This is a genomic window from Allobaculum sp. JKK-2023, assembly GCF_034745455.1.
Classification (GTDB): domain Bacteria; phylum Bacillota_I; class Bacilli_A; order Erysipelotrichales; family Erysipelotrichaceae; genus Allobaculum.
In genome coordinates, this window is record NZ_JAYERV010000003.1 from 167,813 (window position 1) to 181,308 (window position 13,496).

The following is a 13,496-nucleotide window of genomic DNA, read 5'->3' on the forward strand; positions in this document are numbered from 1 at the left end:
TTCTTTATCCGACAGCGTATTGGAAACGGTTACCAGCGGTCTGCTGATCATTGAAGGGTTCTGAATCAGTTCACTTACAGAGATCCCATAATAATTTGCGATTGCGGTAATATCTGAAGTGTTGGCCTGCTGATCCAATAAGAAGCGAAACACATTTTCTTCCTCAATTCCGACTTCCATCTCATTGGCAGACTGTTTGATGGATCGGGCTCTGGAACAGCCCGGAATGGTAAAAAGTCTAATCATCGTCTTGGTTCTCCTGTTTATTTCCTTATTGTATTCCATGTTGCAAGACATCGGCGGACTCTCTTGATCTTGCCAGTCATTGGCAGGCTTTTCTGCCGCCATAGACTTGCCTGCCGTCTTTTTATCCATGCTGTATCCATCCTGTCTTCAGGTCTGATTGCTCTGCCGGCGTTTATAGAGCCTGCGGCCTGCAGCTCATCATTTCAAAAACAATTTTGCATGATAAAATTCATGAGGTAAAAATTCATGAGGGATATTCAGAAAGTAAAAGTACAGGGAAAGTCCTCCCTGTTCCAACCTGTTGAAGGATCAGCCATATTTTGAACGGTTCAGGAATTTTTGGCTTTCTGAATTTAAAATCTCTTCAAAAGAGAATAGAGTTTACAAAGACAGACATAGAAAACAGACAGAGAAGAACGATAAAGATCAACCTCTGCCAATTTTCTTTTCAACTGTTCAAACAAAGGAGTTATCGCATTATGAAAACCATGCTCAGTGGAATCAAGCCAACTGGCCGCCTGACTTTAGGCAACTATATTGGTGCGATTCGCGAATTCGTAAAATATCAGGATGAATACGAGATGTTCATCTTCATTGCCAACCAACATGCCTTGACCGTTCCAATCGAAGCCGCTGAACTGCGCAAAAATACCAAAGATCTGATTGCGCTCTATCTTGCAGCCGGCCTGGATCCTGAAAAAACCACCATCTTCTTACAGAGTGATGTTCCTGCTCATGCCCAGCTTGGCTGGATCATGACTTGCCTGTCCGGTTATGGCGAACTGCAGCGGATGACACAGTTCAAAGACAAGATGGCCAAACAGGAAACAGGCATTACCGCCGGCCTTTATACCTATCCGTCTTTAATGGCTGCCGATATCCTGCTTTATGATCCGGATTATGTTCCTGTAGGCATCGACCAGAAGCAGCACGTCGAACTGACCCGCAACCTGGCTGAGCGTTTCAATAAGCGTTATTCCGATACATTCAAAATTCCAGAACCACTCGTCACAAAAGTCGGTGCGAAAATCTACGACCTGCAAAATCCAACGAAGAAGATGTCCAAATCTGAATCCAGTCCAAAGGGCTGCATCGAACTGCTCGACAATCCAGCTCAGGCCCGCAACAAGATCAAGAGTGCAATCACTGACTCACTTGGAATCATTCAATACGATCCTGAAAACCAGCCTGGTCTTGCCAACCTGATTACAATCCTGTCTGCTTTAACTGGTGAATCTATCGAATCCATCGTGGACCGCTACCAGGGCAAAGGCTATGGAGAGCTGAAAAAAGAAACCGGCGACGTTGTCTTTGATTTCTTAACCGACCTGCAAAAACGCTACAAAGAAATTCTCGACAGCAAGATCGTCGACAAAGTTCTTGAAGAAGGCGCTAAAAAAGCCAACGCTGTGGCCAATAAGAAAGTGGCCAAAGTTTACCGCAAGGTTGGCCTGAAAATTTAATTTCTCTTTTTCTTTCAAGTGTTTTACTGTCCTTGTCTTTTGATGAGGACTTTTTTGTGCTCCCATGCAGAGATCAAAAAGGCGCAGGCATCAGGAGCGCCAGCCGCCTGATAAGAGATGCCCCCAGCAAGATCCAAAGGACCCCTAAGCCAAAAAGCCAATAAAAAGCCCCAGCCCCTTTGTGTGAAAAATTCTACCCAAAGGCCTGGAGCCAGTCATTCTAAAACCACCTATATTCAGAATGTAAAAATTCATAAATCCCCTTAGTTTTTGAACCGGTCAGATCAGGCCGTTTCAGGCTGAAACGACCATGACGTTTCGACATTTGTGCGCAAAGTCACTGTTGGAATCTGCAGCTGATCCAGTAAAGATGGCAGAGCCCCTTCCGGATATTCCACTGGCTTGCAGCCATGGAGGGCGCTGAAATCTTTAGAGGACTCTTTGAAGGACTCGGATTTTACGCCTGTACACTGTAAATGGCTTCCTTCAAACAGTCTGTTGATGCCATCCGCCTGAATCTTTGCTTTTTCAATCGCCTTTTTTAGAAGCGTCTGGAAGTAGTCGTCTTCCTTTTGCAGAAAATAGCTCATTCCCATTTCGATCGCGAAGGGCATCGCAGCAGCGACCTGCCAGATCGTGCGCAGATACTTCAGATCGGCTGCCCCCTGGGTTGCCAGGCGGACAACAGCTTTCTGTTTCTGATCTGCGTCCAGAGAAGTGGATTCGAGAACTTCGATTGAAAAAGAAGCGGGATCAATCGCAGCACTCTGAAATCCTGCCAGCAGCTGATCTGTCGATTCCTGAAGCTTTCTCAGGCTGGCCTGCATGGATAAACCTTCACATTTAATGTTCAGCGAGATTTCCATTCCATCATAATGGACAGACTGTATTGCATCTGTCTTCAAAACAACGTTTGTCATGTTATTCTCCTACATCAAATCACAGACTCCGGTTAATCTGTTTTTAACATGTCCATCTTATCGTTTTTGGAAACCTCATTCAACCCCTTTATTTAAAGCATAATAATTCATTTAAATTTATTTATGTCCAGTCATTTACCTGAGAATGCCCCTTGAAAAGTCCATTTTCTCTCGTTGAATGGCGGACTATGATCCAAGCTTTGTCCAGACAAGCTGTCTGCTTTTTTTACATTTTATGTAAGCGCTTCTATCAAAAAGAAACACGGGCAATTGGCTAAAAATCGACCGAATTTGCAAAAACGTTGTCTTAATTGGATTGCTTCCAAATATTTTCTCTTCTCTGGTCTATTTTTTGACTTGTCCGCTTTCAATCGCGTTTCTGAACTTCTCATTTGCAAAACACGCAAAAAGCAGAGAATTTCTTCCCTGCCTTTTGCTTTTCGCGTTTCCTTTCAATGAAATTTTCCTGCAGTGCATAAGAAATCAGCGTTGTGTTCATTTGAATCCTTTCAAATGGACATTTCTGATGCAAAATGGATTCTCACACCTGCTCTTGTCTTTTTTTAGCCAGTCTGTCGCGCACAAGATCTTTAAAAATTTCGCCGCGCACTTCATAATTTTTGAACTGGTCAAAGGAAGATGTGGCCGGACAAAGCAGGATGACTTCGCCAGGTTTTGCCTGGGCAAGCGCTGCATCCAGTGCGTTTTCCATCGTCCGGCATGTTTCAACATTGGAGAAGATCTCATGAAAGACATTTTCGATCTGGCCAAAACTGTAACATTTGGCGATGCGGTCATCGTATTTTTTCAGAACAGTATAGTCAATGCCTTTGTCCTTGCCACCTGCCAACAGTCTTACTCCGCCATCAAAGCTGGATAAAGCGGCCTCGGCTGAATGGGTGTTAGTGGCTTTGGAGTCATTGTAAATCCGGATGCCATTCCACGTATCGACGTACTCAATCCGGTGTTCAACACCTTTGAAGGTTTTGACCACCTCTTCAATCGTTGGCTGATCAACGCCAAGATGATAGGCCATGGCAGCTGCCATCATCGCATTGGCCAGATTGAAGGAACCCACCAGTTTCAGATCCGTTACATCAAACAGCCGCAGATCATCCAGATAGACACTGCCCTTCTCTACTCGCAGATTGGCCTTGGGATTGGTCAACGAAAAATCAATGACCTGGCAAGGGATATTTATTGCATAGTGCATGACATTGGGGTCATCCAGGTTGCGGATGAAGTAGTCGTCTCTGGTCTCGTTTTCATACACTCTGAATTTGGAGCGATAGTAGTCTTCCAGCGAGTCCATATAGTCCAGATGATCTGGAGCCAGATTCGAAACGACACTGATATGCGGATGGAATTTTTCAATGCCAAGCAGCTGGAAGTTACTTAGTTCCAGTGCCACTGGCAGATCCTGGTCTTCATTGCCATTGACAACTTCGGAAAGTGGAATGCCAATGTTTCCCGCTGCCTGGGCGCGGTCATCTTTGGCTTTCAACATTTCATAAAGAAGCGTGGTAATGGTTGTTTTGCCATCCGTTCCGGTTACTGCACCATACTGGAATTTGGGGGCAAACCAGCCAGCCGTTTCGATTTCGGTATAGATGGGGACGCCTTTTTCTTTAAAATAGGCCACCAGCGGTGCCCGATAAGGAATACCAGGATTCTTGACGATAAAGTCATAGTCCTTTTCCTTTAAAAAGTCAGGATGACCCTGATCATAAACCTCAATGCCCATTTCCATGAGTTCATCTTTTTGGTCAACAACCTTCATGTCCGTCAGGATGACATGATAGCCATGTTGATGAAGCAGTTTTGCGGCAGCAACCCCGGAACGGGCTGCCCCAATTACAAGAACATCTTTCATAGCATAGGCACAGCTCGAATTTCGATCTGCACCTGCCTCCTTTCACTTATTGATTTCTATTCTTATCCTGCCGCCTCTGTTTTCTTCGCCCAGATCCTTTTTGGATCTGGACTTGGATCTTTCTTTCCTCTTTTCCTCTCAATTTGTCGAAAGTCTGAAAGCAGACAGAAATTCAAAGCGTGCTAGGGTATTCATTCCTTTTCTTATTTTAGCCGGATTGGCCGCTGTCTGCCTGATCAGTACCAGTCCCGACATGCAAGAGCATAAAAAAACGCTGCATCCGATCAGTTTCGAAGGCAGCGCTTTTAAAAATCAGGAAGAATCCATACTCAATTCAGAACGTTTTGATGAACTGCCAGGCCATTGGCCAGGTCAGGAATGAAAAAAGGTTTCGCGCTTTAACCTAAATCGAGAACCAGGCCAGAGCCATGGAAATGCCCGCAAAGACAGCCTGCCAGGTCCAGAAAATCGCGCAGACTTTCATCTCCGACCAGCCTTTTTTTTCATAATGATGATGGAGTGGAGCCATTAAGAAAATTCTCTTGTGCGTCTTCTTATAGTAAGTGACCTGAATAATATCAGAGAGGGTTTCGGCGATAAAGACGATGCCCGCGACAATCAGAAGCAATTCAAGATGGGTCATCATCGCCGCCGCTGCCAGCAGACCACCTAAAGCCAGCGAACCCGTATCCCCCATGAACACTTTGGCAGGATGCAGGTTAAACTTCAGATAGCCGATCAGGCCGAAAATCACCAGAATCAAGATCGCAGCCCCGCTGACCTGACCTTGCCAGAACATCGCAAATACAAATGGCACCAGCGCAATAATGCTAAGGCCGGCGCAAAGTCCATCTACCCCATCTGACAGGTTGACTGCGTTACTTGCCCCGGTAAATAAGAAGAAGCAAAGCAGAACAAATAACCACACCGGAACATTCCAGACAACGTGGCCAGGAAGCAGAATGGTCGGGGCATCTCCATTCAGGTAGACAAACGTCAAAACAACCGCAAGAACGGCCTGGGCACCAAATTTCAAAGACGGTTTCAAGCCGATATTGGAGTGCTGGACAACAATCAGGTAGTCATCGATAAAACCGATCAGTCCATAGCCGACGTAAGCGATCAATAAAACCCAGGCGGTTTTATTCCAGGCCCCTGGAAGCAGCCAGCCTAAAGCCAGATAAATCATCAGGGGAGCCAGAATGAAGGCCAGACCACCCATGGTTGGGGTTCCGGTTTTCTTTTTGTGTGAAGCCAGACCTTCTTCCCGTTCAGTCTGACCAAATTTCAGTTTATGCAGATAACGAATCAGACGCGGCATGCCGGCAAGCATGAAAGCCAGCACCAAAAGACCCATACTCAGGATCAGAAATGCATCCGATACCGTCAGCGTTGCAAGAGTACTCATACAATCACCTTTCTTTAAATCTCAAAGATTATAGCATGTTTACAGCTCTTTTCTACCTGTCGCCTGCAGACAGCCTTCAGGATTGAAACCTTTGATTTTTCCAGCGGTTTTCAAAGCCACCTTTGAAAACCGCACCTCAGCCAAACTGAACGAAAAAGAAAAATCCTTGATAAAAACTCTGCCTCTTTCTGGATGATAAATTTCAAAAAAAATCGAATCTATCCTCCTTTTTTCGCTTTGCTTTGCGGCCGGTTTCTTCTGTTTTGGAAAAGAACTGCCCCCCATCTCTGTCTTCACTTTGGGCGTTTGTATCCCTTTTCAATGATCGTACCATTCTTTTTCCTCTTTTTTGCCCTGTTGCTCATTCCATCAAGGCACAAGAGATCGCTATCGATCTCTATTTTTGATAGAATAGTCAGGGCTATTTCTGATTTCACCTTTTCCGTTCAGTTTTTTCAATTTTCTATTGTCAAATGACGGTGAATGTTGAAAAGGAACGGAATGAGTGCTAATATGTCAAAGCGACTGTGAACAGACGCCTTAAAAATGGAGAAGGAGGGATACATCGATGTCTAGAAAATGTGCGATCTCTGGTAAAGGACCTATGTCCGGAAACAAACGTTCTCACTCCATGAGAGCTTCCCGCCGTAAATGGAACGTAAACCTGCAGAAAGCTACGATCATGGTTGACGGTAAGCCAACACAGGTTAAAGTGGCTGCCAGAACACTGAGAACACTGAAAAAACAGGGTGCTATCTAAGATCCCTTTAAGCTGCCAATGGCGGCTTTTTTTCGTTTGTCCTTACAGCTTTCTAACTCCCGTTTCCTTCTTCCCTCCTTCTTTCTTCTTCCCTTCTTCTCTCCTTCCGCTATGGTCATGCAAAACAATTTTTCAAAATCGTTTTACCGGTTTTCTCTGGTCAGCTTTTCCGCTCAAATTCCCGCAAAATCGTCTCCCCCAAAATTCGTTCTCCAAAAACTACTGCGGCAAAATTTCAACACAAAAAAGGCAGCCTAGATGCCGTCTGACACCTGTGAGGCCGCCCATGAATGAACGCGTCGTTCAATGATTGGTGAATTTTCTTTGACATATTCCTGTTCGAGATAGTCAAAATAGGAGCCCGGGGTAACAATCCCGCGCAAGGAGAGAACATCCGCGCCGATGCTTCCTAAAATCACATCAGAAAACAGCACACAGTTATCTCCCACAACCCAATACGTCTTGAACATTCCGCTTTTGATCTTGTAATACTTAGCGCCGGTGCGGTAATGAAGCCGGCAGGGATAGTCACTTTCCATTGCACCAAGCTTGGTGGCTGTCCCGGTCTTTTCCAGATCACAGTACCAGCGGATCGAGCGGTTTTTGAGATCTTCCAGCATCTGCTCGATCTGCTCATCCTGCTCGGGTGTAGTCTGAATCGTATATTCAAACAGCGTATTGTGCTCGTATTTGACCAGGTTAGGAAAATACAGCTCTTCCGGAACGGTAAAGTAAACCCCATCGCCAAACATGGAAAAGAACCGCTCGCTGTTTTTATCGTAGTTGCCATACGAGTAAACCAGTCCCTTCCAGGAGAAGGTAAAATGACCTACTTTCTGAAACCCTTCGGCCCCGATATGGACAATGCACTTCAGTTTGGCCGGTACATCGCGTTTGACGGTTTTCATCGCATACTGCCGCCCTGTGCGGATTTTTTCGTTGATCTGGCGCAAAGCCATATCCGGAAGCAAGGTGCCTAAAATTAACGGCAGCGAGACGTGCAGGCCGCGTTTCCAGCTGTAAGTGGTCGAATACAAATCGATCTGGTTGATGACATCGCGGATCGCCAGCAGGATAAAGTAAATTCCAAAGAGTCTAAGCAGCAGCAAGGAGTCAACAATCTGCGTGAACATCAATATGACAAACAGAAAGCCATAGCTCAGACAGAACAATACGTTTGGAATATGGACCTTAACCCCGTTGGCGCGGTGAATGAGAATCTGAACGAGCATCCCGATGCACACCGCAAAACAATACCAGCCAAAACAGGTTCGAATCATCCACTCTGGCAGCTGGTTGTTAAACAGAAGCAAAGCCGCAAAAAGCAGCGCCAAAAGGCCGTACACCAGGTTGGAGTGCGAAGAACGTCCCTGATAGAAGTAACGGATCAGCGAGAAGCAGCCGTAAATGAGCAGGGCGTACACCGCCAGGTTCAGAATCAGAGAAAGAAAAGCAGCAGGCATGAACAGCGAAACGATCCCTAATGCAAACAGGCCGATCGCAACCACCCAGCCGCCAAAATATTCAAGCTTATCCATCTGCAAAAAATTAGAAGTATTTATTGTGTTTTGAGGATTATCGACAATTGGTTTCGACACAGATCACCCTCCCTTCATACAGCACAACAGTTCCCGTTTTGCCGGCATTGGAAATGGAGTTGGAGCAGGTGTAGAAATCCTTCTGATCAATGCGGCGATGATCCAGCGGATAATCAAAATCAATCAAAGAAATGATCGATGGCTCCATCGCAAAAAAGGAAATATGGGCATATTGATCATCCATTGTATATTTGCCCGGTAAAAGGCAGCAAACCCGGTGCATTTCATCCATGGCCATCACGGACGGATATTGCCACGTAATGCAGCGAAGATTGGCCAGCGTATGATCCAGTCTTCCTGATAGTGCGCCCCAGAGAATAATGGTGTCATAGCCCATTTCTTTCGCTTTGGCGATGGCCAGTTCAGAGTCCGTTTCATCTTTAGCGACGGGATGACGTTCAATGGGAAAAGGCAGCGGCTCTTCCAGCTGGCCGCTGTCAAAATCACCAATCGCAAACAGGCAGGGCTTTTTCTCTTTGACAATCAGTTGATACCCCATATCAATGCCAATCCAGTCCACATTCTTCAGGTTTGGAAGGGACTTTGCGATTGGCGAAACCAGGACGGCTGTTGAATGTTTTCTTAACAAAGAGACTCTACTTTTGCTGGAATATCGCCTTTAAAAACATAGCTGCCCGCAACCAGCGTATCGACACCGGCTTCTTTGGCTGCTTTGGCCGTTTGCGCATTGATGCCGCCGTCAATTTCAATCCGGCAGTTGGGATTCTTTTTATCTCTGGCTTTTTTGAGCGCCTGGGCTTTTGGAAGAACTTCCGGCATGAAGCTCTGGCCGCCATAGCCTGGGTTAACGGACATGATTAAAACCAGATCTGCATCTTCAACCAGATCCAGGAATGGTTCGATCGGGGTCTGCGGCTTTACGCTGAAACCAGCCTTCACGCCCATTTTGTGAATTTCGTCTAACAGTTCTTTCACTTTTTTTGGATCGTTATCGAGAGCTTCGGTATGGAAAACGATGGAATCCGCACCCGCCTTGACAAAAACAGGGGCGAAGAAAGTCGGATCGGTGACCATCAGATGAACATCCAGAAACAGATCGGTCGATTGACGGAACTGTTTGAGAATATCCGGTCCAAACGAAAGATTTGGAACAAAGTGGCCATCCATGACGTCATAGTGAATCCACTTGGCTTTTGAATGTTCAAGATCACGAAGCTGCTGGTCCATTCTGGTATAGTCCATGGACAGAACAGAAGGGGCAATAATAAGTTCTGGCATATATCCTGAGTAATATCCTTTCTGGAAAGCGCACTCTGGCCGCTTTCTGAGCAATACGTTGATAAAGCGGGCGTTTCAAGCTTCAGAAACACAAAAGCAGCGAAAATCTTCGTTGCTTTGTTTCCTGAAATGGCACCCCATTTACCATAGAATCTGTTTCCTATCCATATTGTGGCTTAGATATGAACAAAATATGAATAAATCCTTCAGTTTTCGCGAACAAGCGGTTACTTTTCGAAAAAAAGAGACCTCATCCTCTGGGACGAAGTCAATTTGATTTAAAAACCAGACCGAGAAATCCTTTTCGACATAAAGAGTATCCAGCGGGCGGCTGGATTTCTCTGATTTCTGGATTCAGATTCTCATTTTTGTTTTTGTTTTTCTTTCCTTTAAACTTTCCTTTAAAGCCGGGCAAGACTTGCCAGGCCTGACTAATACTGCTTCCAGGTTTTCGCTTCTTTGCGCAGCTGGGCATAGTCTTCATAGAGCACGGGATTGATTTCGTGGCGGGCTACTGCCTGCTTGATGGCACAATCCGGCTCATCGACATGAATGCAGTCGGCAAAGCGACAGCCTTCTTCGATCGCCCTGGCAAAATCAGGCAGCCGTTGATCCAGCTTAGAAACATCCATCCGGGAAAAATCAAGCGAAGAAAAGCCCGGGGTATCGGCGACCAGCCCATTGGCCACAGGATGAAGTTCACAATGGCGGGTCGTATGCTTGCCACGTCCTAACGCCTTGGAAATTTCCTGGGTATGCAGTTTAAAAGATGGATCCAGACGATTGAGCAGTGAGCTTTTTCCGGCTCCGGACTGTCCGCACAGCACGCTGATCTTGCCATCCAGCAGCTCTTTGAGCTGTTCATCGTCAGAGCCCGGATGGGAGAAGAAAATCCGGTAGCCGGCTTTGCGATACCAGTCGAGAATGTGATCAATCCGGTCAAATTCTTCCTTGCCGACCAGATCAGACTTGGTAATGCAGATCACCGGCTCAACATCGCAAAGCACAACCAGAAAGATCAGGCGGTTGAGCAGGTGCTCCGAAAAATCCGGATCTTTGAGGCTGGTTACGATCAAGGCCTGATCGACATTGCAGACGGTGGGGCGTAAAAGCTTATTGCTTCTTGGCAGAATGGAGTCAATGCGGACGCTGTCTTCAATTCTTTCAAAATTAACCAGATCCCCCACATATGGAGTCTGGCCTTTGCGCATTTTGCCGCGCGGCTTGGCTACGAGCAGTTCGCCATTGGAATAAATCGTATATTGATTGGAAATAACTTTGATGATTCTTCCTTGTTCCATGAATTAATGGTACAGCGTGATTACGCTGTCGCTCCCTTCTTGCGTGTACAACGTTCCGACGGGCGGATCGATATCAATGACCTGATCGGAACCGTAAATTTCTCTGGTCATGACGGCCATGCCTTTGTTGTTGAGATCCTCTTTGGCTTTTTCCACATCCATGCCAATGTAGGATTCATCAATGACCATGGTCGGATAGGTGGAAACAATAAACTCAATTGTCTGCTCACCGGCCGGGTCGATTCGCTGTCCAGGTTCCAGGCCTCTTTGCGAGAGGATCACACCCGGATTGACCGTCGCATTGCCCTGTTCGACCACATGAATATTCATATTGATGCCCTGCTCTTCAAACATCTGCTCAACATCTTCAAGATACTGGCCAGAATAATCGCCGACCAGGAAAGTTGGTCCTTTGGACACTTTCAAAATGAGCGGATTGCCTTCCTGAATGAAACTGCCTGCCGGGACACTCGTACTGGTGGCCAGACCTGGATCGTATTGGTCATTGGCCACTTGCTCAACTTGAATCATATCGTCTGGAATGCCGGAATGCTTCAGCTTGTCGATGGCTTCCTGGGCACTTAACCCTTCAGTTGCGGGTACCTGATGCCAGCCAAACCAGCCATCAATTGGGGTGATGCCGGTTGAAATCAGCAGATATCCGGCCAGAGTGCAGGCAAGCAGGGCGATACAGCCCGCCAGAATGGCCATCCGCCAGGAGAAACGGTGGTGAACCACTTCGACATGGCTCAATGGTTTCTGGTTGGTCGGCGTCAGATCAAGCTCCGTAATGTAGCCATCTTTGCGCGTTGGCAGCTGCAAAGCCTTGGTTTCTAATTCGAGCACAGGCTCATCCTGCTTATCCGGATCGAGACAATGCTCAATAGCATCCATCAGTTCCTTTGCACTCTGGTAGCGTTCTGCCGGGTTTTTGGCCGCTGCCTTGATGACCACATTTTCGACCGCCTGGCTGACGGTCTTGTTATAAGGGTGGATTGCAGGCAGCGGATCCTGCATATGTTTGAGCGCAATGGCCGCCGGATTGGGGCCGGTAAAGGGCACAGAACCCGTCAGCAGTTCGAAAAAGACGATGCCAAGCGAGTAAATATCCACCCGGAAATCTGGAATCAGACCCGCGGCTGATTCCGGGGCGAGATAATGGGAGGAGCCCATCACCGCATTGTTGCGGGTGAGGGTAACTGAATCTGCCGCCAGGGCAATGCCAAAGTCGGCAATTTTCAGATCGCCGCTTTTGGAGACCAGCACGTTTTGCGGTTTGATGTCGCGGTGAATAATATTGCGGCTGTGCGCTTCAATAACCGCTGAGGTCAGCTTTTTCATGATTTCCACCGCCTGGACGGCCGGAACTGGTCCTGTACGGGAGATCAGCTCTTTAAGTGTCATGCCATTGATATATTCCATGACGATGTAATGCAAATCACCGCTTTCGCCGACATCGTAAATTTCAACGACGTTTGGATGCGAGAGTTTACGGGCGGCCGAGGCTTCCCGAATAAAGCGCACCAGAGTCTGGGGGTCGCTGGCCAGTTTAGTGCGCAATACTTTAATCGCCACTTCCCGGCCCATGATCTCATCATAGGCAAGATACACATCCGCCATGCCGCCCTGCCCGATCAGACGCTTGATGGCATAGCGATTGGCAATCTTATCCTGCATAATCATAGCCCGGTCCGCTCACAATGACCGTGCAGTTATCCAGACCCCCAGCCTGATCCGCCAGCTCAATAAGCAGACCGGTTTTCTGACGGATGGACAGGCTGGATTCGAGAACCCGGCTGATTTTATTTTCCGCCACGTAGCCATGCAGACCATCCGAGGAAATCAACAGCGCTTTGTAATTGGATTTGATCTTGTTGACATCCAGCCGGAAGGCCCGCCATACCCCGATGGCGTTCGTCAGGGCGCTGCGTTTTTCATGATTGCGCGCTTCTTTGGCGGTAATTCTGTTTTCATTGACCAGACTTTGTACATAGGAATGGTCTTCACTCATCTGGATCAGGCCATCCGAATACAGTGCATAGACGCGTGAGTCGCCGGCATTGAAAATATACGTTCCATGCTCGCAGATCAGACACCCGGCGACGGTCGTTCCCATACCGCGGTTTTTGCGCGTCCACATGGATTTGGCATAAATTGAATCATTGGCCTTGTTCATGGTCTTGCGGATCCATTCGTCCACCTGATAATCCTTGGTAAAGACTGGGGCTTTTTCGAACATTTCCGAAGCAATCTGGCAGACCATGGCGCTGGCCACTTCGCCGCTGGCCGCCCCGCCGATTCCATCACACACCAGCAGCAGCTGGTCGCCATGTTCATTTTCCTGAATCAGAAAACTGTCTTCATTCAGTTCCCTGGTTTTGCCGACATCACTGGCTCCAAAGACATCAATCATATTTTTCCTTTCCTCCATCTGCCACCACCTCAGACCAGGACGCTCCGTGCAAAACACGCAAGCATCGTTTGTGGGCCAGATGGTTTGTGGTCCCTCTTATTCCTCTTACTTTGCCGGATCAGGCTGGTGATTGCCAGACCAAATTGGGCATGAGCCGGCAGTTTCTGGCATTCCTGTAAATTTTGACAGAATTGAAACGCCTTCCTTCAAATTGCCCCTCTGCTCTTTCTCTGGCTGTCCAATCGTATCCGAAGTTTCGAAATTCCGATTGTGGA

General features: G+C 47.1%; 11 protein-coding genes. 2 read left to right on the top strand and 9 right to left on the bottom strand.

The genetic code is table 11. The features are described 5' to 3' along the window. Positions 1–725 precede the first annotated feature (725 nt). Complete coding sequence (gene trpS, locus U4956_RS00775; protein WP_323088276.1) at positions 726–1,709, top strand: tryptophan--tRNA ligase; 984 nt, start codon at positions 726–728, stop codon at positions 1,707–1,709. Positions 1,710–1,993: 284 nt separating this feature from the next. Here the strand turns inward: trpS and U4956_RS00780 are convergent, their stop codons facing one another. The 3 genes from U4956_RS00780 to mraY form a co-directional block, all read right to left on the bottom strand. After that, positions 1,994–2,629: a hypothetical protein gene (locus tag U4956_RS00780; RefSeq protein ID WP_323088278.1), complete on the bottom strand. Its 636-nt coding sequence runs from the start codon at positions 2,627–2,629 to the stop codon at positions 1,994–1,996. Between the two features lie 541 nt (positions 2,630–3,170). Beyond that, positions 3,171–4,502, bottom strand: coding sequence for a UDP-N-acetylmuramoyl-L-alanine--D-glutamate ligase (gene murD, locus U4956_RS00785; protein WP_323088279.1), 1,332 nt, complete (start codon positions 4,500–4,502; stop codon positions 3,171–3,173). Positions 4,503–4,905: 403 nt separating this feature from the next. Next, the gene (gene mraY, locus U4956_RS00790; protein ID WP_323088280.1) at positions 4,906–5,910 is read right to left on the bottom strand and encodes a phospho-N-acetylmuramoyl-pentapeptide-transferase; all 1,005 of its coding nucleotides are present in this window, start codon (positions 5,908–5,910) and stop codon (positions 4,906–4,908) included. A 568-nt stretch (positions 5,911–6,478) separates the two neighbouring features. Between mraY and rpmB the strand changes: the two genes are divergently transcribed. Next, complete coding sequence (rpmB, locus tag U4956_RS00795) at positions 6,479–6,670, top strand: 50S ribosomal protein L28 (protein WP_323088282.1); 192 nt, start codon at positions 6,479–6,481, stop codon at positions 6,668–6,670. A 254-nt stretch (positions 6,671–6,924) separates the two neighbouring features. Here rpmB and U4956_RS00800 read toward each other — a convergent pair whose 3' ends face one another. From U4956_RS00800 to U4956_RS00825, 6 genes are all read right to left on the bottom strand, one after another. Continuing rightward, a complete protein-coding gene (locus U4956_RS00800) occupies positions 6,925–8,268 on the bottom strand; it encodes a hypothetical protein (RefSeq protein WP_323088284.1) in 1,344 nt (447 codons plus the stop codon). Further along, positions 8,246–8,857 (bottom strand): thiamine diphosphokinase, encoded by a 612-nt coding sequence (locus U4956_RS00805; RefSeq protein ID WP_323088286.1) that lies wholly within the window; start codon positions 8,855–8,857, stop codon positions 8,246–8,248. Before U4956_RS00805 ends, U4956_RS00800 begins: the two co-directional genes overlap by 23 nt. Continuing rightward, positions 8,851–9,507 (bottom strand): ribulose-phosphate 3-epimerase, encoded by a 657-nt coding sequence (rpe, locus tag U4956_RS00810; protein ID WP_323088288.1) that lies wholly within the window; start codon positions 9,505–9,507, stop codon positions 8,851–8,853. The genes U4956_RS00805 and rpe overlap by 7 nt, the downstream gene beginning before the upstream one ends. Before the next feature lie 431 nt (positions 9,508–9,938). Continuing rightward, positions 9,939–10,808 carry a ribosome small subunit-dependent GTPase A gene (rsgA, locus tag U4956_RS00815; protein WP_323088289.1) on the bottom strand — a complete coding sequence of 290 codons (870 nt, stop codon included), beginning with the start codon at positions 10,806–10,808 and terminating at the stop codon, positions 9,939–9,941. A 3-nt stretch (positions 10,809–10,811) separates the two neighbouring features. Then, positions 10,812–12,491: a Stk1 family PASTA domain-containing Ser/Thr kinase gene (pknB, locus tag U4956_RS00820; RefSeq protein WP_323088291.1), complete on the bottom strand. Its 1,680-nt coding sequence runs from the start codon at positions 12,489–12,491 to the stop codon at positions 10,812–10,814. Then, a complete protein-coding gene (locus U4956_RS00825) occupies positions 12,475–13,221 on the bottom strand; it encodes a protein phosphatase 2C domain-containing protein (protein ID WP_323088293.1) in 747 nt (248 codons plus the stop codon). Before U4956_RS00825 ends, pknB begins: the two co-directional genes overlap by 17 nt. Between the last annotated feature and the right edge of the window lie 275 nt (positions 13,222–13,496).

Coding starts and splice junctions, on each gene's coding strand:
- rpe (WP_323088288.1), bottom strand. CDS start 9,507: ATGCCAGAACTTATTATTGCCCCTTCTGTTCTGTCCATGGACTATACC.
- rsgA (WP_323088289.1), bottom strand. CDS start 10,808: ATGGAACAAGGAAGAATCATCAAAGTTATTTCCAATCAATATACGATT.
- U4956_RS00825 (WP_323088293.1), bottom strand. CDS start 13,221: ATGATTGATGTCTTTGGAGCCAGTGATGTCGGCAAAACCAGGGAACTG.
- trpS (WP_323088276.1), top strand. CDS start 726: ATGAAAACCATGCTCAGTGGAATCAAGCCAACTGGCCGCCTGACTTTA.
- pknB (WP_323088291.1), bottom strand. CDS start 12,491: ATGATTATGCAGGATAAGATTGCCAATCGCTATGCCATCAAGCGTCTG.
- U4956_RS00780 (WP_323088278.1), bottom strand. CDS start 2,629: ATGACAAACGTTGTTTTGAAGACAGATGCAATACAGTCTGTCCATTAT.
- murD (WP_323088279.1), bottom strand. CDS start 4,502: ATGAAAGATGTTCTTGTAATTGGGGCAGCCCGTTCCGGGGTTGCTGCC.
- rpmB (WP_323088282.1), top strand. CDS start 6,479: ATGTCTAGAAAATGTGCGATCTCTGGTAAAGGACCTATGTCCGGAAAC.
- mraY (WP_323088280.1), bottom strand. CDS start 5,910: ATGAGTACTCTTGCAACGCTGACGGTATCGGATGCATTTCTGATCCTG.